The sequence below is a fragment of the Streptomyces sp. NPDC004031 genome, assembly GCF_053604375.1.
In genome coordinates this window covers 72,726-93,009 of sequence record NZ_JBSGHL010000012.1, presented here as the reverse complement: position 1 = coordinate 93,009, position 20,284 = coordinate 72,726, and the positions used below count along the sequence as shown (strand labels likewise).

The 20,284-nt window shown below is 74.8% G+C and carries 17 protein-coding genes; 3 read left to right on the top strand and 14 right to left on the bottom strand.

Features of this window, described 5'->3' with window-relative positions; translation table 11 throughout:
* The first annotated feature begins 91 nt into the window (after positions 1–91).
* Entirely contained in the window at positions 92–760 is a 669-nt protein-coding gene (locus ACWERV_RS10315) for a potassium channel family protein (RefSeq protein WP_398178043.1), read from the top strand.
* Positions 757–1,431, top strand: a complete 675-nt coding sequence (locus ACWERV_RS10310; RefSeq protein ID WP_398178040.1) for a potassium channel family protein — start codon at positions 757–759, stop codon at positions 1,429–1,431. The genes ACWERV_RS10315 and ACWERV_RS10310 overlap by 4 nt, the downstream gene beginning before the upstream one ends.
* 91 nt (positions 1,432–1,522) lie before the next feature.
* On the opposite strand, the gene ACWERV_RS10305 is transcribed toward ACWERV_RS10310, so the two are convergent.
* From ACWERV_RS10305 to ACWERV_RS10255, 11 genes are all read right to left on the bottom strand, one after another.
* Positions 1,523–2,305, bottom strand: a complete 783-nt coding sequence (locus ACWERV_RS10305) for a DUF3159 domain-containing protein (RefSeq protein ID WP_452931133.1) — start codon at positions 2,303–2,305, stop codon at positions 1,523–1,525.
* Between the two features lie 3 nt (positions 2,306–2,308).
* On the bottom strand, positions 2,309–2,707 hold the full coding sequence (locus tag ACWERV_RS10300) for an OB-fold nucleic acid binding domain-containing protein (RefSeq protein ID WP_398178037.1): 399 nt from the start codon (positions 2,705–2,707) through the stop codon (positions 2,309–2,311).
* 24 nt (positions 2,708–2,731) lie between these two features.
* A complete protein-coding gene (locus ACWERV_RS10295; RefSeq protein ID WP_031512911.1) occupies positions 2,732–3,415 on the bottom strand; it encodes a response regulator in 684 nt (227 codons plus the stop codon).
* An 80-nt stretch (positions 3,416–3,495) separates the two neighbouring features.
* Positions 3,496–6,036, bottom strand: a complete 2,541-nt coding sequence (locus ACWERV_RS10290) for a DUF4118 domain-containing protein (RefSeq protein ID WP_452931131.1) — start codon at positions 6,034–6,036, stop codon at positions 3,496–3,498.
* Between the two features lie 129 nt (positions 6,037–6,165).
* Entirely contained in the window at positions 6,166–6,888 is a 723-nt protein-coding gene (locus ACWERV_RS10285; protein WP_398179272.1) for an ABC transporter ATP-binding protein, read from the bottom strand.
* A 23-nt stretch (positions 6,889–6,911) separates the two neighbouring features.
* Positions 6,912–7,910, bottom strand: coding sequence for an ABC transporter ATP-binding protein (locus ACWERV_RS10280; protein ID WP_452931128.1), 999 nt, complete (start codon positions 7,908–7,910; stop codon positions 6,912–6,914).
* An 88-nt stretch (positions 7,911–7,998) separates the two neighbouring features.
* A complete protein-coding gene (locus tag ACWERV_RS10275) occupies positions 7,999–10,875 on the bottom strand; it encodes a hypothetical protein (RefSeq protein ID WP_452931125.1) in 2,877 nt (958 codons plus the stop codon).
* A gap of 469 nt (positions 10,876–11,344) precedes the next feature.
* On the bottom strand, positions 11,345–14,692 hold the full coding sequence (locus ACWERV_RS10270) for an FtsX-like permease family protein (protein ID WP_452931122.1): 3,348 nt from the start codon (positions 14,690–14,692) through the stop codon (positions 11,345–11,347).
* Between the two features lie 256 nt (positions 14,693–14,948).
* On the bottom strand, positions 14,949–15,719 hold the full coding sequence (locus tag ACWERV_RS10265; protein ID WP_452931119.1) for a DUF3710 domain-containing protein: 771 nt from the start codon (positions 15,717–15,719) through the stop codon (positions 14,949–14,951).
* Positions 15,720–15,721: 2 nt separating this feature from the next.
* Positions 15,722–16,246, bottom strand: coding sequence for a dUTP diphosphatase (gene dut / locus ACWERV_RS10260; protein ID WP_452931116.1), 525 nt, complete (start codon positions 16,244–16,246; stop codon positions 15,722–15,724).
* Entirely contained in the window at positions 16,243–16,848 is a 606-nt protein-coding gene (locus ACWERV_RS10255; protein ID WP_452931113.1) for a PaaI family thioesterase, read from the bottom strand. Before ACWERV_RS10255 ends, dut begins: the two co-directional genes overlap by 4 nt.
* Positions 16,849–16,924: 76 nt before the next feature.
* Here ACWERV_RS10255 and ACWERV_RS10250 point away from each other — a divergent pair, with 76 nt between their 5' ends.
* Positions 16,925–17,431 (top strand): DUF3093 domain-containing protein, encoded by a 507-nt coding sequence (locus ACWERV_RS10250; protein ID WP_398178013.1) that lies wholly within the window; start codon positions 16,925–16,927, stop codon positions 17,429–17,431.
* Between the two features lie 43 nt (positions 17,432–17,474).
* Here ACWERV_RS10250 and ACWERV_RS10245 read toward each other — a convergent pair whose 3' ends face one another.
* The 3 genes from ACWERV_RS10245 to ACWERV_RS10235 all read right to left on the bottom strand — a co-directional run bounded on the left by ACWERV_RS10245 (position 17,475) and on the right by ACWERV_RS10235 (position 20,281).
* Positions 17,475–18,203 (bottom strand): hypothetical protein, encoded by a 729-nt coding sequence (locus ACWERV_RS10245; RefSeq protein WP_452931110.1) that lies wholly within the window; start codon positions 18,201–18,203, stop codon positions 17,475–17,477.
* Positions 18,204–18,270: 67 nt separating this feature from the next.
* Complete coding sequence (locus ACWERV_RS10240; protein ID WP_031512922.1) at positions 18,271–18,570, bottom strand: DUF4193 domain-containing protein; 300 nt, start codon at positions 18,568–18,570, stop codon at positions 18,271–18,273.
* 451 nt (positions 18,571–19,021) lie between these two features.
* Positions 19,022–20,281 carry a sensor histidine kinase gene (locus ACWERV_RS10235; protein WP_398178007.1) on the bottom strand — a complete coding sequence of 420 codons (1,260 nt, stop codon included), beginning with the start codon at positions 20,279–20,281 and terminating at the stop codon, positions 19,022–19,024.
* Positions 20,282–20,284: the final 3 nt, after the last annotated feature.

The window sequence follows — 20,284 nt, the reverse complement described above, 5'->3', positions numbered from 1 at the left end:
GCCGCGGTCTGAGACGCTGGACGAGGGCCCTGACGACCAGATCGGTCGCGGGCCGTCTCAGGCGAAAACGTTGGCAGCCGGAAGGACGGTCGTGCACGTCGTGATTATGGGGTGCGGGCGGGTGGGGTCCACCCTCGCGCACTCCCTCGAACAGCAAGGTCACACGGTCGCGGTGATCGACCAGGACCCCACGGCGTTCCGCCGTCTCGGGTCCGGGTTCGGCGGGCGCCGGGTGACCGGGGTGGGGTTCGACCAGGACACGCTGCGCGAGGCCGGGATCGAGGAGGCGGGAGCCTTCGCGGCGGTCAGCAGCGGTGACAACTCCAACATCATCGCGGCCCGGGTGGCGCGCGAGATGTTCGGGATCGAGAACGTCGTGGCACGGATCTACGACCCCCGGCGGGCCGAGGTCTACCAGCGGCTGGGGATCCCGACGGTGGCCACCGTGCGGTGGACGGCCGACCAGATGCTGCGCAGGCTGCTGCCGTCCGGCGCGGAGCCGCTGTGGCGCGACCCCAGCGGCGGGGTGCAGCTCGCGGAGGTGCACACGTCCGCGGCCTGGATCGGCCACAAGATCAGCCTGCTCCAGGAGGAGACCGGCGCCCGGGTGGCGTTCATCACCCGGCTCGGCGAGGCGATGCTGCCCGGCGCGCAGACCGTGCTGCAGGAAGGCGACCTGGTGCATGTGATGCTGCGCACCGACGAGGTCGCGGCCGTCGAGGCGGCCTTCGCCAAGGGACCCGAGGAGGACCACTCATGAGGGTGGCCATTGCCGGCGCCGGCGCGGTCGGCCGGTCCATCGCGGCGGAGCTGCTGGAGAACGGGCACGAGGTGCTGCTCGTCGACAAGAACCCCACCTCGATCTCCGTGGAGCGGGTCCCGCAGGCCGAGTGGCTGCTGGCCGACGCGTGCGAGATCACCTCGCTCGACGAGGCCGCGCTGCAGCGCTGCAACGTGGTGATCGCCGCGACCGGCGACGACAAGGTCAACCTGGTGGTGTCGCTGCTCGCCAAGACCGAGTACGGCGTGCCGCGGGTCGTCGCCCGGGTGAACAACCCGAAGAACGAGTGGCTCTTCAACGAGTCCTGGGGCGTGGACGTCGCCGTGTCCACCCCGCGGCTGATGTCCGCGCTGGTCGAGGAGGCGGTGAGCGTCGGCGACCTGGTCCGGCTGCTGCGCTTCAGCCAGGGCGACGCCAACCTGGTGGAGCTGACGCTGCCCGAGGAGGCCGCGCTCGTCGGCACCCGGGTCGGCGACGTGGAGTGGCCGCAGGACACCTCGCTGGTCACCATCATCCGCGGCAACCGGGTGCTGACGCCGTCCAAGGACGACGCGCTGGAGGCGGGCGACGAGCTGCTGTTCGTGGCCGCCCCGCACCGCGAGGAGCAGCTGGAGGACCTGCTGTCGGTGCAGGACCGCAGCGGCGGCTGAGCGGCGTGCACGACCGCGTGACACGGCGGTGGCCCGGACCCCTCCCGAAGGGGGTCCGGGCCACCGCCGTACGTACGCGGGCCGTCCGCGGCTACTTGACCGGCTGTTCCTCGGCCTCCGCCGACTCGGCGCGCTCCTTCTCGGCCTTGCGCTCCTCCTCGGCGGCCTCCATCTCCGCGATCACGTCGATCGGCGGCGGCGCCTTCACCAGGAAGATCCAGGTCAGGTAGACCGACAGCAGGAAGGGCGGGATGCCGAGCGCGACCTTGACCCAGCCCAGCTGTGTGGCGTCACCCCAAAAGTAGAGCGGGAAGAGGATCGCCGACTTGCCCAGCAGGATCAGGCCCCACGCCCAGCTGGCCTTGGTGTACGCCACCAGGCGGCCGGGGTTGCGGGTGCGCCACGACAGGTTCTCCCGGAAGACCGGGCCGAGGATCAGTCCCAGCAGCGGAAAGCGGGCCAGCGAGGAGACGACGTAGGCGATGCCGAGGCCCAGGGTGTAGAGCATGCCGGGCAGGTAGAAGTTCTTCGCGTTGCCCGACATCATCGCGAAGAGCACGCCGAAGCCGATGCCGAAGACGCCGCCGAAGGCGTGCTTGAGGGTGTCCTTGCGGGCCAGCCGCACGACGGCCAGCACCAGCGACAGCGATAGCGCGGCGAACGCGGACGGCGCGATGCTGTGGTTGACCGTGTAGATCACCACGAAGACCAGGCCCGGGACGGTGGTCTCCACCATGCCCAGCACCCCGCCGAACGCCTCCAGCAGGGCCGCCTCGGTCGCGGCCCGCACGTCGGCGCTGTCGCCGTCGGGTGCGGCGCCCGCGGGGCGGGTGGTCTCGTGGTTCTCGTGGTCCGTGTTGTCGATCGACGCCACCGGCTACTCCTGTCCGACCGGACGCAGTTCGTACTTCGGGTTGAAGAGCACCGGACGGCCATGGTTCATGGAGATCCGGCCGGAGGCGATGATCCGGCGGCCGGGTTCGATCCCGGTGATGCTGCGGCGGCCGAGCCAGACCACGTCCAGCGCGGCGGATCCGTCGAACAGCTCCGCCTCCAGTGCGGGCACGCCCGCCCGAGGACGGAGAGTGACCGTACGCAGCGTACCCGTGACGGACACTATCTGGCGGTCGGAGCAGTCCTTGATCCGCGTACAGCCCACCGCCCGGGACTCCTCCTGGAGCTCCTCGGAGTGCAGTTCCTCCTGCGAGGTCGACAGCCGGCCGAGCATACGACGGAAGCGGCCCGCGGGTCGCTCGTCACGGATGGCACCACTCATGCGTTCCAGCGTACCGGCCGGACCTCACGCCTCGAAGCGGTAACCCATGCCGGGTTCGGTGATGAAGTGCCGCGGCCTGGCCGGGTCGGCCTCCAGCTTGCGGCGCAGCTGCGCCATGTAGACCCGCAGGTAGTTGCTCTCCGTGCCGTAGGCGGGGCCCCAGACCTCCTGCAGCAGCTGCTTCTGCGAGACCAGCCGGCCGGGGTTGCGCACCAGCACCTCCAGCAGGTGCCACTCGGTGGGGGTGAGGCGGACGTCGGCGCCGTCGCGGTGCACCTTGCGCGCGGCGAGATCGACGGTGAAGCTGTCGGTCTCCACGGCCGAGGCGCCCTCGTCGGGCGCGGTGGGCGCGGCGCGGCGGACCGCGGCGCGCAGCCGGGCCAGCAGCTCGTCCATGCCGAAGGGCTTGGTGACGTAGTCGTCGGCCCCGGCGTCCAGCGCCTCGACCTTCTCGTCGGAGGCGTGCCGGGCCGACAGCACGATGATCGGCACCCGGGTCCAGCCGCGCAGGCCCCGGATCACCTCGACACCGTCCATGTCGGGCAGCCCCAGGTCCAGGACCACGACGTCGGGGTGCCGGGCCGCCGCGAGCCGCAGCGCGGCCGCCCCGTCGTGGGCGGCGTCCACCTCGTAGGACCGCGCCCGCAGGTTGATCACCAGCGCCCTGACGATCTGCGGTTCGTCGTCGACCACCAGCACCCGGTACATCCGCCGCTCTCTTCCGCTTCCCGGCTCGCGCCGCTCGCCGCCCCCGCCCGCCGCGGGCTCCCGGCCCGCCGCCCCGCCGCTCATGTGGTCGCCGTCGCCGGCAGCCCGGGGCGGGCCGGCGCGCCGCCGGCGGCCGCCCGCAGGGTCAGCACCATCGTCAGGCCGCCGCCGGGGGTGTCCTCGGCGACCAGGGTGCCGCCCATGGCCTCGGCGAAGCCGCGGGCGACGGCGAGGCCGAGGCCGACGCCGGTGCCGCGCGGGGCGTCGCCGTACCGCTGGAAGGGCTCGAAGATCTGCTCCTTGGCGTCCTCCGGGACGCCGGGGCCGCGATCGGCGACGCGCACCTCGACCCGGTCGCCGAGGGCGCTCGCCGCGACCAGCACGGGTTCGCCGGGCGGGCTGTACTTGACGGCGTTCTCGACGACGTTGGCGACGCTGCGCTCCAGCAGGCCCGGGTCGACGGCGACCATCGGCAGCGACTCGGGGATGTCGAGGGTGACGCTGCCGTCGGGGACCCCGCCGAGCGCCTTGGGCACCACCTCGTCGAGGTCCAGCTCGCGGATCAGCGGGTTGACGGTGCCGGTCTGGAGCCGGGACATGTCCAGCAGGTTGCCCACCAGGTGGTCCAGCCGGTCGGCGCCGTCCTCGATGCCGGCCAGCAGCTCCGCCTCGTCCTCCGGCGACCAGGCGACGTCCGCGGAGCGCAGCGAGCTGACGGAGGCCTTGATGCCGGCCAGCGGGGTGCGCAGGTCGTGCGAGACGGCGGCGAGCAGCGCGGTGCGGATCCGGTTGCCCTCGGCGAGCTCGCGGGCCTGCCCGGCCTCGTCGGCGAGCCGCTTGCGGTCCAGCACCACCGCGGCCTGCGCGGCGAACGCGGACAGCACCCGGCGGTCGGCGGCGGGCAGCACCCGGCCCAGCAGCGCGAGCGAGAGCCGGTCGTTGACGGCCACCTCCACGTCGGCGTCCTCCGGGCGCACGCACGGGACGGCCCCGACGGAGGCGGCGCAGGTCCACGCGTCGCGCTCGTCGTCGCGTTCCAGCAGCACCACCGAATCCATCGCGAAGGTCTCCCGGACCCGTTCCAGCAGCGCGTCCAGCGAGCTCTCGCCGCGCAGCACGCTGCCGGCCAGGTGGGAGAGGATCTCCGCCTCGGCGCGCAGCCGGGCGGCCTGCTGGGTGCGCCGGGCGGCGAGGTCCACCACCGAGGCGACGGCGACACCGACCATCACGAAGATCACGATCGCGATGATGTTCTCCGGCTGCGCGATCGTGAAGGAGTGCGTGGGCCGGGTGAAGTAGTAGTTCAGCAGCAGCGAGCCGCCCACCGCGCACACCAGGGCGGGCAGCAGTCCACCGATGAGCGCCGCGGCCACCGTGAGGGCCAGGAAGAGCAGCATGTCGGTGGCCTGGCCCATGCCCGGGTGCCACTGGGTGAGCAGCAGCGTCAGCAGCAGCGGGCCCGCCACGCCGGTCAGCCAGCCGCCGACGACCCGGGAGCGGCCGAGCTTGGCGCCGCGCGCGGACGGCAGCCCGCGGCCCTTGGCGACCTGCTCGTGGGTGACGATGTGGACGTCGATGTCGGCGCTCTCGCGTGCGACGGTGCTGCCGACGCCGGGGCCGAAGACGTACTGCCAGGGCTTGCGGCGGCTGCTGCCGAGCACGATCTGGGTGGCGTCGACACCGCGGGCGAAGTCCAGCAGCGCGTCGGGGATGTCGTCGCCGATGACGTGGTGGAAGGATCCGCCGAGGTCCTCGACCAGGGTGCGCTGGACGGCCAGCTCCTTGGCGGAGCCGGACACCGGGCCGTCGCTGCGCACGATGTGCACGGCCATGATCTCGCTGCCCGAGCCCTTGGCGGCCATCCGCGCGGCCCGCCGGATCAGCGTACGGCCCTCGGGTCCGCCGGTGAGGCCGACGACGATGCGCTCACGGGCCTGCCAGGCGGCGGATATGCGGTGCTCGGCGCGGTATTCCTGGAGGTACTCGTCGACCCGGTCGGCGGTCCACAGCAGCGCGAGCTCGCGCAGCGCGGTCAGGTTGCCGGGGCGGAAGTAGTTGGACAGGGCCGCGTCGACCTTGTCGGGCGCGTAGATGTTGCCGTGCGCCATGCGGCGGCGCAGCGCCTGGGGCGACATGTCGACAAGCTCTATCTGGCCGGCGCGGCGGACCACCTCGTCGGGGACGGTCTCGCGCTGCCGCACCCCGGTGATCGACTCGACGACGTCGCCGAGCGACTCCAGGTGCTGGATGTTGACGTTGGAGACGACGTCGATGCCCGCCTTGAGCAGCTCCTCGACGTCCTGCCAGCGCTTGGCGTTGCGCGAGCCCGGCACATTGGTGTGGGCCAGCTCGTCGACGAGCGCGATCTCGGGGGCGCGGCGCAGGATCGCGTCGAGGTCCATCTCGGTGAAGGCCGTGCCGCGGTAGTCGCACGTGCGCCGCGGTATCTCCTCCAGGCCGTGCATCATCACCTCGGTGCGCGGCCTGCGATGGTGCTCGACGTAGCCGATCACCACGTCCGTGCCGCGCTCCGCCCGCCGGTGGGCCTCGGAGAGCATGGCGTAGGTCTTGCCGACGCCGGGGGCGGCCCCCAGGTAGATGCGCAACGTGCCGCGTGCCATGGTCAGACCTTAGATCGGCCGAAGCGGACACATCGGACTCGGGGCCTCCGTCCGGGCGCACCTTGACGCCGTCTTGACGCCTGCGTACGTCCATGGTCCCTCGGAAGCGCCCCGGGGGCGCCCCGCGGCTCAGCCGTCCGAGACGATCCGGCCGTCGCGCAGCTCCAGCACCCGGTCGGCCAGCGCGATGAGCTGGTTGTCGTGGGTGGCCACCAGCGCGGTGACACCCTCGCTGCGCACCACCGCCCGCAGCAGCTCCATCACCGCGAGGCCGGTGTCCGCGTCGAGCTGGCCGGTGGGCTCGTCGGCGATGATCAGGTCGGGCCGGTTGGCGAGCGCGCGGGCGATGGCGACCCGCTGCTGCTGGCCGCCGGACAGCTCACCGGGGCGCTGGGCGGCGTGGTCGGCCAGGCCCACCAGGGCGAGCAGCAGCGACACGCGCTCCTCGCGCTCCTTGGGCGGGGTCTTGCGCAGCCGCATCGGCACACCGACGTTCTCCGCGGCGGTGAGGATCGGGATCAGGCCGAAGGACTGGAAGACGAAGCCGATACGGTCGCGGCGCAGCGCCAGCAGGTCGTCGTCGCCGAGCCCGGCGAGATCGGTGCCGTCCAGGGATATCCGGCCGCCGTCCGGCGAGTCCAGGCCGCCCACCAGGTTGAGCACGGTGGTCTTGCCCGAGCCGGAGCGGCCCTTGAGGGCGACCAGTTCGCCGCGCCCCACCGAGAAGGACACCCCGCGCAGCGCGTGCACGGCCGTCTCACCGCTGCCGTACGTCCGGCGCAGGTCCTCGACCACCACCATCCCGCCGGTTCCCGGTACCGTCGCCACCGCCGCCGCGGACTGCTCGGCCATCCCCGCGCCTTCCTCCTGGTCGCTCATCCGTCGTCCCGCCCCCGCTGCTCCCCGCCGGACGGCTGTCCGGCCTCGTCGCCCGCCGCGCCCGGATCCCCGGCGCCGCGGTCGGGCCACACCCCGATGTGGTCGTTCTCCGCGGTGAGCCGGACGCGGCGGCTCAGGCCGTAGCGCTCGGTGTACTCCCGCGGGAGCTGGAGCCGCCCCACCCGGTCCAGGACGGCGTACTCCTCCGCGACACCCGGCCCGCCGCCGTCGGCCCCGCCCGCCCCGGGGCGCAGCACCTCGGTCGCCGTGCGGCCGTCGCGTATCCGTACCGTACGCCGGACCTGTTCCGAGACGGCCGGGTCGTGGGTAACGATCAGGATCGTTACGCCCAGCTCGGCGTTGGTACGGCGCAGGGCCGCGAAGACCTCCTCGCCGCTGGCGGTGTCCAGCTCGCCGGTGGGCTCGTCGGCGAAGAGCACCCGGGGGGTGTTGGCCGCGGCCACGGCGATCGCGACGCGCTGCTGCTGGCCGCCGGACAGCTCGCCCGGACGGCGGTCGCGGCAGTCGGCGACGCCGAGCATGTCCAGCAGTTCCACGGCCCGCCCGGCCCGCCGGGAGCGCGGCACCCGGGCGTAGCCCATGGGCATGGCGACGTTCTCCCGCGCCGTCAGGTAGGGCAGCAGGTTGCGGGCGGTCTGCTGCCACACGAAGCCGACCGTGCTGCGCCGGTAGTCCAGCCGCTCCCGGCGCTTCATGGCCAGCAGGTCGTGCGCCGCGACCCGGGCGCGCCCGGCGGTCGGCAGGTCGAGCCCGGACAGGATGCCCAGCAGCGTGGACTTGCCCGAACCGGACGCCCCGACGACGGCCAGCAGCTCGCCCTCGTCGACGGTCAGGTCCAGCCCCTGGAGCGCCTGCACCTCGACGCCCTCCGTGCGGTAGACCCGCACGAGGTTGTCGCAGACGATGAGCCCCTCGTCGGGCGCGGGCGCGGTGGAGGCCATGGCGCGGGCCTGGAGCGTGGCGAGGTCGGTCATACGGGCTCCCGGTGGTCGTCGTGCGGTCCTGCGGGGCGGGCCGCGGTACGGGCCTCGGTGCGGGGGGCGCGGCGGGCGTGGCGGGCGGTCATACCGCGTCCCCCAGCCTCAGCACCGCGCCCAGCCCCCGGCGGCGGCCCGCCCATGTCTCGGCGGCGACGGCGGCGGCCACCAGAGCGGCCAGGCCCGCGCCGAGCCCCGCGGTCAGGGCGTAGTCGGTGTGCAGCGCGGGCGCGACGGGCCCCCCGGTGAACTCCCGCAAGGTCAGCGCGGGTCCCAGGATGCCGGGCAGCAGCAGGCCGAGCGCCACTCCCCCGGCGGCCGCGGCGAGCGCCATCGGCAGCAGCTCCAGCAGATCCAGCGCCGCGATCCCACGGGTCGGCAGGCCCAGGGTGCGCAGCCGGGAGGCGGTGCGGCCGCGGTCGCCCGCCGAGAGCAGCAGCTCCAGCACCAGCGCCACCAGCGCGAACACCACGGCCAGCGCGGTGGCGGCCGCGTAGGTGCGGCGCACCCCGCGCAGCAGCCCGTCGTGCTCGGCGAACGCCAGCTCGTCGGCCTTGACCCGGACCTCGCCCGTGGGACCGGTGATCTGCGGACCCGTGGTGCGCAGGACGTCGCCGTCCAGGTGCGGGCCGTAGAGCAGCACGGCGGCGTTGTCGTACTCGCTGGTGCCGAGCATGCGCAGCTCCGCGGAATCCACCAGCAGCATCGGACCGGCGACGGCCGCCGCCGTCCGGCTGTCGGCGCTCTCGCCGCGCCCGCCGGCCTGCTGCTCGACGCTCAGCAGCGGGCCGAGCGCCGGATCGTGCCGGGCGGCGTCCGGCAGCAGGCCCACGACGCGGATCGAGACCGTGCTGCGCCGCAGGGTCGTGGTGTACGTGTCGCCGACCGTGCCGCCCGCGAAGTCGGCACTGGCCAGGGCGGGCAGGACGTAGCGGTCCCCGGTCGGCGCGGGCGCGGGCCTGCCCGCGAGGCCCACGGCGGCGAGCGCGCGGGCGGCGGCGGAGTCGGGGGCCTGCCGGGCGAGCGCGGCGGCGTCCACGCCCGCGACCCGGGTGAGGGTGTGGCGGGAGCCGTCCTTCGTGCTGGTGACCTGGCAGACCAGGCTGCGCACGACGGTGGCCCCGCGCACGCCCTGGACCCCGCTGAGGGCGCTGTCCACGGTGCCGTCCCGGCCCGCGCCGATCACGACCGCGTCGGCCCCGGCGCTCCACACGGCCGCCGCCCGGCTGCCGTCGGCGACCGTACGCGACACCAGCCCGCCGAAGACCGCCGTGGACAGCGTCATGACCAGCACCAGCAGGGCCAGCGCGTGTCCGGGCGCCTCCCGGGCGGCACGCGAGAACGCGATCAGCGGCACGGTCCCGCGGCGTCCGCGCGCGGCCCGCGACACCAGCCGCAGCGGCAGCGGATACAGCCGTACCAGCAGCACCACCGCGGCCGCCCCCAGCAGCGCGGGCACCACCGCGAGCTGCACGTCCAGCCCGCCCGCCCCGGCGCCGTGGGCGCGCAGCATCAGCACGCCCGCCGCCGCGAGCAGCAGCACCGTGCCCTCGACGACGAGCCGCCGCACGGCCGGAGGACGGCTCTCCCGGCCACCGCGGTCGCGGGCGGCGGCCAGCGTGAGCAGCGGCAGCGCCAGCCACGCGACGGCGGCGACCAGGATCCCGGGCAGCAGGCTGCCGTGCCCCGCTCCCGCGGGCGTGGCCAGGACCGCGGCGCCGGTGCCGAGCGCGGCCCCGAGCAGCGCGGCGGGGGCGGTCTGGACGAGCCGGACCAGCGCGAGGTCGGTCGCGGAGGCGCCGCGGGCGCGTTGCAGCGCCTGTGCCCGCGCGCGGCGGTGGACGGCGAGCCGGGCGGTGACGACGACGGTGGCCAGGCCGACCGCCACGAGCCCCGCGAGCGCGAAGGACTCCAGGGTGCGGGCCTGGTCGCGGGCCCGCGCGAAGGGTTCCAGCAGCGCGGACACGCTGTCGGAGGTGGTGATCGTGGACGCGGGGTGGCGCCCGACCTTGCAGGGCGCGGCCTCGTAGTCGTCGGCGCCGGGGCAGAAGACGCCGGCGACGGCCGCCGTGAAGCTGTCGGTCGCGTCCTGCAGCGTGCGCAGGCCCGCCGGGGTCGCCATCCGGGTCGCCTGCTCGGGCGACATCCGCACCGAGTCGCGCCACTCCACCGTGAAGGGGTCGCCGAAGCCGCGGTCGAGCCGCTGGAGCGCGTCGATCGAGCCCGCGGCGATCACGCCCTGGGCGCGCCACATGCCGTCCGGGCGGGTGGGCCGGGCGAGCAGCGCCTCCTCGTGCCAGAGCGCGGCCGCGGAGCCGGTCGGCGGCGCGAAGAAGCCGCTCACGACGGCGTCGGTGTCGTTGGTGCCGATGTCCCGGGAGAGGTGGAAGCGCTGGCCCACCCGCAGGTGCAGGGCGTCCCGGGCGGCGGTGGAGAAGGCGACCGGGATCGGCGAGGACGCGGTCGGCGGACCGGGCGGGGTGCCCTGGGTGTACGCGGAGCGCGGCGGCGCGTCGTCCGCGTACAGCAGCCCGAGCCGCACGGTGCCCGCGGACGTGCTGGTCCGCAGCAGCGGGACCTCGATACGGGTCGAGTCGTGCACCAGCATCGCGCGCAGCGGCGGCTTCGCCGCGGTGAGCAGCTGTGCGCCCGTCGTCCGCAGGTCGTCCGCGAGAGCCGAGCGGGACGGGTCGGGAACGGAGACCGCGTCGTCACGCTTGAGATCGACGGTGTGCCGGAACTCGGGACCGTTCTGCCGCGCCACGGCGAAGCGGCTGCGCAGCGCGTCGCCCGCCCACCGGTCGAGCAGCGGCGGCCCGGCCGCGGTGACGAGCGCGAGCAGCGCGACGACCAGGGTCAGGCACGCCAGCAGCGGCACCTCCGCCCGCGCCTCCCGCCGCACCTCCGGATCCCGTACCCCGCTCCCCGGCCGCAGCCTGCGCACCACCCCGAACCCGCTCATGCCCGTCCCCCCGCTCGCCCCCGACATGTCCCCCACCCGCTGCTCCCGCCCGCGCCCCGCCACCCGGCACGGGCAGCACCCCGAACGCCCCGGACCCCGCCGCTGGCCGCGCCGGAACCGGGAACCCGGCGGACGCGCAGGCCACGGCAGCCACTGCCCGGCACCCCCGCCGACGCGCGACCGCAGGCCCGGTGGGCGCACGGGACACGACAACCGGCACTGGCACCGGCACCGGCACCGGCACCGTGAACGCCCCGGACCTCGCCCGCCGGGCCGCCGCCGTGGGTCCGGCGGGCACTCTGCGCGCGGCGGACAGCGCCCCGGACCTCGCCCGCCGCCGGACCGCACCCGCAGGCCCCGTGGGCGCCCTGCCCGCGGCGGACAGCACCCCGAACGCCCCGGGCCCCGCCCGCCGGGCCGCCGCCGTGGGTCCGGCGGGCGGGCGCGGGCGGCGTCGCGTGGGGCGGCCTCATCCGTCGTCACCCGCGCGCAGGACGCGGACCAGGTCGACGCGGGCGAAGACGCGGGCCAGGGCGGTGACCACGGCGACGATCAGCAGGGCCGTGCCGAGGGCCACCGCGGCGACCTCCAGCCAGGGCACCGCCACGGTCAGGCTCGGGACGATCGGCGCCCCGGTGGCGTCCACGCTGACCAGCGGGGTGATCACGGCCGCGAGGAAGGCGCCGAGCGCGCTGCCGACCACGACGGCGAGCAGCGCGAGGCCGAGTTGCTCGGTCCACAGCAGCGCGGACAGCTGGCGTCTGCGGACGCCGATGGCGCGCAGCAGCGCGAACTCGCCGCGCCGCGAGCGGGCCGACATCGCGGTGTGCAGAGTGAAGCCGATGACGGCGAAGGCCGGGGCGAGCACCAGGGCGAGCACGAGGGCGGCGCGGGTGCCGCGCTGCAACGGGTCGTCGCGGATCTGCCGGGTGGCCTGCGCCACGGTGGTGCCGGTGCCTGCGGCGGGGTCGGCGCGCAGCGCGGCCGCGGCGGCGGTGGCGTCGCCGTGCCGGGCGGACAGCAGCCAGAAGTCGTCGGGCGGCGGTTCGCCGCCGGTCGCGACGACGGCGGCGGCGAGCACGCGCGAGTCGACGAGCAGCCGGGGGACCGAGCGGTCGACGCCGGGCACGGCGGTGATCTGGCCGATGATCCGCACCGTGATGTTCACCCCGGCTCCGGCGTCCAGGGAGACGACCGCCCCGGTGCCGAACTCGCCGGTGGCCCGGAGCGTGGCGTCGGCGAGGGCGGGCACGACGGGCTGGGCGTGCGTCCCGACGGGGCCGAGGCTCATGTCCCACTCCGGCGGCATCGCCGCGGGGTCCGGGCCGCGGAAGGTGCCGGAGAACAGCGCGCCGGGCACGGGCGCGTTGGCGCACAGGTGCGGCCCGGCCGAGGACTCGACGCCGACGCTTTCGGGGGTGCATCCGGACGTGTCGAAGACCGGGTTGCTCAGGTCCCGCCACAGCGCGCCGTCGGGGGCCGCGGTGGAGTCGATCCGCAGGTGGTACAGGCGGCGCTGGTGCGGGAAGCGGATGCTGAAGGAGAGCCCGACGACGCGCAGCGGGTAGTGGCGGGCGGCGGGGGCGCGGCCGGGGTAGCCGAGCGGCAGCCGCACGGTGTACGGCGTGCCGTCGGTGACCGGCAGCGAGGTGGTGAGGTGGTCGGGGAGCCCGTCGGCGTCCTCGACGGTGAGGGTCAGCTCCACCGGCACGTAGGGTCCGGCGCCGCCCGCGGACAGCCGTACGGTGAGCGGCAGTTCGGTGGGGCGGCCGGGCAGGGTGAAGCCGTGGGCGGGGACGGTGGCGCCGAGGCCGGCGATCAGGTCGGCGGCGGGGCGATCGGTGAGGTCGGGCCGCAGCGCGGGCACGGGCCCGGACGTGCCGGACGTCTGGGTCCCGAGGATCGCGGCGGTGTTCAGGCCCTCCACGGTCAGCGACCGGTCGCCGCGGCTGACGCCCAGGCCGGTGACGGGGGTGACGGCGGCGATGCCGGGCAGACCGGCGTAGACGTCGTGCCGCTGCCCGATGGGCGGCACCTGCCCCACCGTCCGGAGCGGCGGGACCACCCGCAGGTCGCCGCCGACGCCGAAGGCGGCCTGGTCGTCCGCCCCGCGGTCGAGGATCGCGAGCGCGGTCACGCCGAGCGAGCCGACGGCGAGCGCGAGCGTCATGAGCAGGGCGGGGCCGGTGTGCCGGGCGGCGCGGCGACCGACCTGCCAGCCGCCCAGCGGCAGGACGAAGCCCGCGGCGCGGCGCGCGGCCCGGTCGATGAACGGGGCGGCGAGCGGCAGCAGGCGCAGGCTCAGCAGCGTGGCGGCCGCGGTCATCAGGACGGGGGTGAGGACCAGCACCGGGTCGACGGAGGTGCCGCTGAGCCCGCCGCCGGCCACCGGGCTGCGGTAGTGGCGCAGTTCGAGCCAGCCGGCGACGGCGACCGCGGCGAGCACCAGGTCGGTGCCGGCCCGCTGGAAGGCGGCGGCACGGGCGCCGCGCAGCCGCAGCCGCATCCCCGCGCGGCGGTCGGCCGCGGTGCGGGCGGTGGGGACCAGCACCGCGGCGCCGTGCACGGCGAGGGCCAGCAGGGCCGCGGCCCAGCCGAGGGCTGTCGCGCCGGAGGCGGCCAGGTCGCCGTGCAGCAGTCCGGCGTGGTGCAGCCCGGCGAGCAGGGGTCCGGCCAGGAAGGGCGCGGCCACCGCGGCGGGCACCGCGACCAGTGCCCACTGCCCGGCCGCGGCGCCGACCTGCCGGAGCGTTCCGGCGCCGCGCGCGCCCTTGAGCGCGACCTCCGCGGCGCGTGCCTGGGCGAGCTGGCGGGCGGTCAGCACCAGGGCCGCGGTGGCGAGCGCGGCGAGCAGGGCGGCGGGGATGTAGATGCCGGCGCGGGCGACGGCCATCGGCACGGACAGGGCGCCGAGCGCGTCGGGCAGGTGCGAGACGGTGTAGACGTCGCTCATGGCGGGCGTCCGGCCCTGGAAGACCGACAGCGCGGTGTCGCTGCCCGCGAAGTCGGCCACGCGGTCGCGGAGCGGGTCGATCGCGCCGAGGCTCAGCCGCGAGGTGTCGGGGGTGCCGATCCAGGCGGCGAGCGCGTCGGCGGTGAGCGCGGGCCGCGCGGTGAAGGCGCCGGGGGCGACGAGGACGAGGCCGTCGGTGGTGCCGTAGGAGCTGGTGAGCCCGGCCAGGACACCGGGCTCGCCGGGCGCGGGGACGTAGGTGCCGGTGAGCCGCAGGAGGACGCCCGCCGGGCCGACCTGGAGCCGGAAGGTCTCGCCGACGCGCAGGCCGACCTGGGCGGCGGCGGACTGGCTGAGCACGGCTTCCAGGGGGGCGCCGGGCCCGCCCGCGGTGGTCCGCGGCCAGGCGCCCGCGGTGAGCCGGGCGTGCGCCGCGGGGTCGGGCAGGGCGAGGACCACGGAGGACGCGCCGCTGACCGTGCCGTCGGCGCGGAGCAGGGAGTATTCGGAGGACAGCGAGATCGGGGCGCGCAGCGCGGTGTAGGTGTGGTGCGGCACGTCGCCGAAGACCCGGTCGAGCGCGGCACGGGCGGCTTTGTCGCCGCCGGGGAGGTCCTGCGCCCGGTAGTGGCCGAGGACGTCGACGCCGATGTCGGTGCCGGTGGCCAGCCGCTGCTGGACGGCGTTCTGCACGGAGCGGTCCGCGAGCGCGGCGAGGGCCGACAGGACGGTGGCGGACAGAAGGATCGCGAGGGCGGTGGCGATCAGGACGGCGAGGTGGTGGGTGCTGCCGCGCACCGCCGCGGGTGCGGCGGGGCCGCCTGTTCCGCGGCGCACCGGCCCAGGCCGTACGTCCGTCGCCATGCGCCGTTCCACCCCCGTGCCGCCCCCCGGCGGGCGGCCGAGCGGCCGCCCGGCGGCGACGGTAGTCCTGGAGATGACGCAGTGCAATACTTCCGATCAACTGGAGTTTATTTTCCGGTTGACGCAAAAATTTGCGGCAGGGCCCCAGGGCGAACCCAAGGTGTTCCGCGCCCGGCCCGGCACATGGCTGCGGGTCCGGACCTGACAACAGGTCCGGACCCGCGGGAACCGCTCGTTCGGTGCGCAGCGCCCGGCGTCAGTGCAGCTCGGTGATCTCCGGGCCGCGGCGCATCGGGTCGATGCCGTCGCCGAACCGCGACTGCGGCTCGGGCGCGGCGCCGCCGTCCGGCACCATCTGGGCGTCGTTGGGCAGCTTCAGGACGATCGGGTCGCGCGGCGCCATCGGCGACTCGCCGCGCACCACGACGGTGTCGCGGAAGACCGACTCCAGCACGCCCGCGGCCTCCGGCTGCACCGCGCCCTGCCCGGAGATGACCCCGCGCAGGAACCAGCGCGGCCCGTCGCAGCCGACGAAGCGCACCAGCTGCACGCCGTTGCGCCCGTCCGGCAGCGGCACGGGCACCTGGGCCCGCAGCTCCCAGCCCAGCGGACCCTCGACCTCGTCGACGACGCCGCCCTGCTGGGTGATCCCGGAGGCGATCTCCTCGCGCACCTCGCCCCAGATCCCCTCGGACTTGGGCGCGGCGAAGGCCTGGAGCTGGACGGCGCTGTCCCGCAGCACCACGGTCGCGGCGACGATCGACTCGCCGGCGACCTCGACCCGCAGCTCCATGCCCTCGACCCCGGGCACGAACAGTCCGCCGAGGTCGACCCGGCCGTCGGCCGGGTTGCTGGTCTCGCTCACGTCCCACGGGCCGTCCGGCCGCGGCGCGGGCGGCAGGTTGTACCCGGGGGCGTCCCCGGAGTCGTCCGACCCGGCAGTGTCTTCGGCCGGCTCTTCGTCGGCCTCGACGGCCTCGTCGAGCTCGTCGAGGGCGTCTTCGCGCTCCTTGCGACGACGGAACACGGTCACTGTCCTTCCCGGTCTGCTACGACCGATGCGTATCCGTATCTGGACGTGTCAGCCGGGGGCGCTTCCCCCGCGGCATGACCCCCCGTGGAGCCGAAGCCCCCCGCGGCCCGAACAGATCCGGGCAGTTCCGCCACCTCGTGGAAGCGGACCCGCTCGACCTGCTGCACGACCAGTTGGGCGATCCGGTCGCCCTTGGCGAACCGCACGGACTCGCGCGGGTCGAGATTGACGACGATCACCTTGATCTCTCCACGGTACCCGGCATCGACCGTTCCCGGGGCATTCACCATGGCCACACCGCAGCGCGCGGCCAGTCCGGAGCGCGGGTGCACGAAGGCCGCGTAGCCGTCGGGCAGCGCGAGCGCGATCCCGGTCGGCAGCACGGCCCGCTCGCCGGGCGCCAGCTCGGCGGGCTCGGTGGTGGTGAGGTCGACCCCGGCGTCGCCGGGGTGCGCGTAGGAGGGCACCGGCACGGAGTCGTCGAGGCGGCGCAGCAGCACGTCCACGGGCGGCCGGGTCACGGGTTCACCTCGAAGGCGCGGGCGACCTTGACCTGGTCCGGGTCGGCCATCGCGGCCCGGATCTCCTCGGGCCGGCCGTTGTCGGTGAAGTGCTCCAGCTTGACCTCGACGAAGAGCGCGTCGGCGCGCACCGCGAGCGGCCCGTCGGGGCCGCCGATCCGGCCCTCGGCGGAGCTGTAGATCTTGCGTCCGGCCACCGCGGTGCAGCGGGCCGACAGGTGGAGGGTGGCGCCGACCGGCACCGGGCGCAGGAAGTCCGTCTCCAGCCGCCCGGTCACGGCGATGACGCGCAGCATCCAGCCGAGCGCGCCCAGCGTCTCGTCCAGCGCCGAGACCAGCACCCCGCCGTGCGCCAGGCCCGGAGCGCCCTGGTGGGCGGGCTGCACGGTGAACTCGGCGGTCAGGGTGACGCCCTCGCCGGCCCGCGCCGCCAGGTGCAGGCCGTGCGGCTGGCCGTCGCCGCAGCCGAAGCAGTGGTCGTAGTGCGCGCCCAGCAGCTCGCCCGGCGCCGGGGCGTCGGGGTGGCGTACCGGCGCGACGGCGTCGGCGGGGGGTGTCAGGCCGGCGCGCGGGGCGCCGGGGGGTGTCGTGGCTGCACTCACGCCCGAGACCCTACCCTCCTGGGGCCGCCGAGCGGGCGGCGCGGGCACGCACATTCGCGCGTGGCAGTCTGGTGGCATGCAGCCTTACGACGAACGCCTCACCGTCCCGCGCTCCTGGTGGTTCCTCGCCGTCGGCGTGGGCGTCGCGATGGCGCTGATCCTGCTCCCCTTCGGCCCGCTGCCGCTGCTGGCCGGGCTGGTGGTCGGCGCGGCGCTGTCGCTCATGGCGGTCAGCTCGTACGGGTCGGCGCGGATCCGGGTGGTGGCGGGCTCACTGGTGGCCGGGAAGGCCCGCATCCCGGTGGGCGCGCTGGGCGAGGCAACCGTGCTGGACCGCGAGGAGACGGTCGCGTGGCGGACGTACAAGGCCGATCCGCGGGCCTTCATGCTGCTGCGCTCGTACGTGCCGACCGCGGTCCGCGTCGAGGTGACCGACCCGGCGGACCCGACGCCGTACGTCTACCTGTCGACGCGCTCCCCGCAGCGGCTGGCAGCGGCGCTGGAGGCGGTACGGGAGGCGGTACGGGAGCAGGCCGCGGCGGAGAGCCCCGAGCCCGCTCCGGGGGCCGCGGAGGCGCGCTGAGGGCGCGCGGGGACGGCGGGGGCGGGGACGGCGGGGGCCGCCGTCACGGGCTGGGGTACGGGCCGGGGCCGGCCTCGGACTCCGGCACCTCGGGCCACGGGAACTGCGCCGCCCGCAGGTCACGGCGGACCCGCTCGGCGAGTTTGCGGGTGTCGCGCCGGTTGACCACGGCGCCGACGGCCGCGCCGATCATGAACGGGGTCAGCGTCGGCGCGTTGCGCAGGGTGCGGCGCAGCAGCTGCTGGCGCACGCTGCGCTTCATGCTGCTGCCCAGGGCGACGTTGACCGTGGACAGCTTCAGCACGTCGATGCCGCGCTGCTCGGTCCAGGACCACAGATAGGCGGTGGCCCGCTCGCGGGCACCGCCGGGGACGCGCAGTCCGTAGACCTCGTGCAGCTCGGCGATCAGCTTGTACTCGATGGCCGCGACGCCGAGCGTCTCGGTGGCCAGTTCGGCCGGCATGGTCGGCGGGCTGGGCAGCATCGCGGCGGCGCCGACACCGGCGCCGACCGTCATCGTGCCCCTCACCGCGGCGGCGATCAGCCGGTCGGCGATCTCGTCGGGGCCCAGGCCGGGAAACTGCCTGCGCAGGGTGGCGAGGTCCCGCACCGGAATGCGGGGTGCCACCTCGATCAGCCGCTCCGCGACCGATCCGATCCCGGCCCTCGCGGCGCTCCCGCTCCTGCGGGCTCCGCCGCGCACGCCGTGCACACCGCGCACGCCGTGCCGGACGCCGTACCTGACCCCGCGGCCGAGGCCGCGCGCGGTCATGGCTGCGAGCGAGGCCGCACGGCCTCGCTCGGCGCCCTCACGGCCCGTCGGTGCGCCGGACACCGGATCAGGCCGCGCAGTCGCGGCAGATCGGGTTCCCGTTCTTCTCCGACGCGAGCTGGCTGCGGTGGTGGACCAGGAAGCAGCTCATGCAGGTGAACTCGTCCGCCTGGCGGGGCAGCACGCGGACCGACAGCTCCTCGTTGGACAGGTCGGCGCCGGGCAGCTCCAGGGACTCGGCCTGGTCGAACTCGTCGACGTCGACGGCGGAGGTCGTCTTCTCGTTCCGCCGGGCCTTCAGTTCTTCGATGCTGTCCTCGTTGACGTCATCGTCGGTCTTGCGTGGGGTGTCGTAATCAGTAGCCATTTTCGCTCTCCCCCTGTGGGTGTCTGCGGTGTCTCCAGCGCACGTAACGCGCGGGAGGCCGGACTTGTGCCCGACCTGAAGCGGAGATTTTGCCTCACATCAAGGCCCGTTACTCAATCGACACCCAGCCGCACCCCCGAAGAGGTGATCACGACTGTGGCCGATCATGGTCGGCAGTGGCCGGGAATGTATCGGCCGCGGCCGCCAGTACCTGTACTTCCCGTGATCATGACCTGCGGAAACATGGATTTTCCGGTCTTTTCCCCAATGTCTTGATCACTGAGTGTAGGCACTGGGTAGATCGTGTGTGCGATCGATCACAACCATCCCATGGTCGTCACAGACCGCAAAATTACTCGCAAAGCGAACAGCGATCGGGCATGTCGCGACACTGTGTGATCACCCGAGTGACACGCTTCACACCCGCCGGGCGGCATCGCCCCGCCCCAGGTCAGACCGGGATCGCCACCCGCATCACCAGTCCGCCGCCCTCACGGGGCTCCGCGGTGATGACGCCGCCGTGCGCTCGGGCGACCGAGCGGGCGATGGACAGGCCCAGCCCGACGCCCTTGTCGCTGCCCGTGCGCTCGGTGCGCAGCCGCCGGAAGGGTTCGAAGAGGTTGTCGATCTCGTACGCCGGGACGACGGGCCCGGTGTTGACCACGACCAGCACCGCGTGGCCGTGCACGACCTCGGTGCTCAGATCGACCCAGCCGTCGTCGGGCACGTTGTAGCGCACCGCGTTCTGCACCAGGTTCAGCGCGATGCGCTCCAGCAGCACGCCGTTGCCCTGCACCACCGCGGGTGACAGGGCCGCGCGCAGCTGCACGCCCTTGGCCTGCGCCTCGCCGCGGGCCTGGTCCAGCGCCCGGGAGGCGGCCTCGGCCAGGTCCACCGGCTTGCGGTCGATGATCTCGTTGTCGCTGCGGGCCAGCAGCAGCAGGCCCTCGACGAGCTGCTCGCTGCGCTCGTTGGTGGCCAGCAGCGTCTTGCCGAGCTGCTGGAGATCCGGGGAGGCCACCGGGTCGGACAACTGCACCTCCAGCAGGGTGCGGTTGATCGCGAGCGGGGTGCGCAGCTCGTGCGAGGCGTTCGCGACGAAGCGGCGCTGGGCGTCGAAGGACCGCTCCAGCCGGTCGAGCATCTCGTCGAAGGTGTCGGCCAGCTCCTTCAGTTCGTCGTCCGGGCCCTCCAGCTCGATACGGCGCTTGAGGTCGGAGCTGACGACGCTGCGGGCGGTGCGGGTGATGCGGCCCAGCGGGGCCAGCACCCGCCCGGCCATCATGTAGCCGAAGGCGAAGGCGACGACCGCCAGGCCGATCAGGGCCAGCAGCGAGCGCTTGAACATGGTGTTGAGGGCCACGTCGCGCTGGTGCTGCATGCAGACGTTGATCGCCGCGGTGAAGTCGCGGGTGTTGGTGTTCTCCCCCGTGGGCAGGCTGGGGCAGTTGACCGGCTGGAACGTCCCCGTGATGATCTTGAAGGGCAGCTCGCTGCCCTGCTTGATGGCCTGCGCCGCCAGCAGGTAGATCACCCACAGCAGCAGCACGCCCGCGATCAGGAACATCCCGCCGTAGAGCACGGTGAGGCGTATCCGGATCGTCGGCCGCAGCCACGGCGGCGGCCGGTCGGCGGGCTGCGGATCCCACGGCGGACGCGGCGGCGCCTGCGGGGCGGGCGGGGTCGGGGAGGCGGAGGAAGCGGTGGCCACGCG

Excerpts from the sequence above, each read along its gene's own strand:
- ACWERV_RS10310 (WP_398178040.1), top strand. The coding sequence starts at position 757 with ATGAGGGTGGCCATTGCCGGCGCCGGCGCGGTCGGCCGGTCCATCGCG.
- ACWERV_RS10300 (WP_398178037.1), bottom strand. The coding sequence starts at position 2,707 with ATGAGTGGTGCCATCCGTGACGAGCGACCCGCGGGCCGCTTCCGTCGT.
- ACWERV_RS10245 (WP_452931110.1), bottom strand. The coding sequence starts at position 18,203 with ATGACCGCGCGCGGCCTCGGCCGCGGGGTCAGGTACGGCGTCCGGCAC.
- ACWERV_RS10250 (WP_398178013.1), top strand. The coding sequence starts at position 16,925 with ATGCAGCCTTACGACGAACGCCTCACCGTCCCGCGCTCCTGGTGGTTC.
- ACWERV_RS10280 (WP_452931128.1), bottom strand. The coding sequence starts at position 7,910 with ATGACCGACCTCGCCACGCTCCAGGCCCGCGCCATGGCCTCCACCGCG.
- ACWERV_RS10295 (WP_031512911.1), bottom strand. The coding sequence starts at position 3,415 with ATGTACCGGGTGCTGGTGGTCGACGACGAACCGCAGATCGTCAGGGCG.
- ACWERV_RS10240 (WP_031512922.1), bottom strand. The coding sequence starts at position 18,570 with ATGGCTACTGATTACGACACCCCACGCAAGACCGACGATGACGTCAAC.
- ACWERV_RS10290 (WP_452931131.1), bottom strand. The coding sequence starts at position 6,036 with ATGGCACGCGGCACGTTGCGCATCTACCTGGGGGCCGCCCCCGGCGTC.
- ACWERV_RS10285 (WP_398179272.1), bottom strand. The coding sequence starts at position 6,888 with ATGGCCGAGCAGTCCGCGGCGGCGGTGGCGACGGTACCGGGAACCGGC.
- ACWERV_RS10270 (WP_452931122.1), bottom strand. The coding sequence starts at position 14,692 with ATGGCGACGGACGTACGGCCTGGGCCGGTGCGCCGCGGAACAGGCGGC.
- ACWERV_RS10275 (WP_452931125.1), bottom strand. The coding sequence starts at position 10,875 with ATGAGCGGGTTCGGGGTGGTGCGCAGGCTGCGGCCGGGGAGCGGGGTA.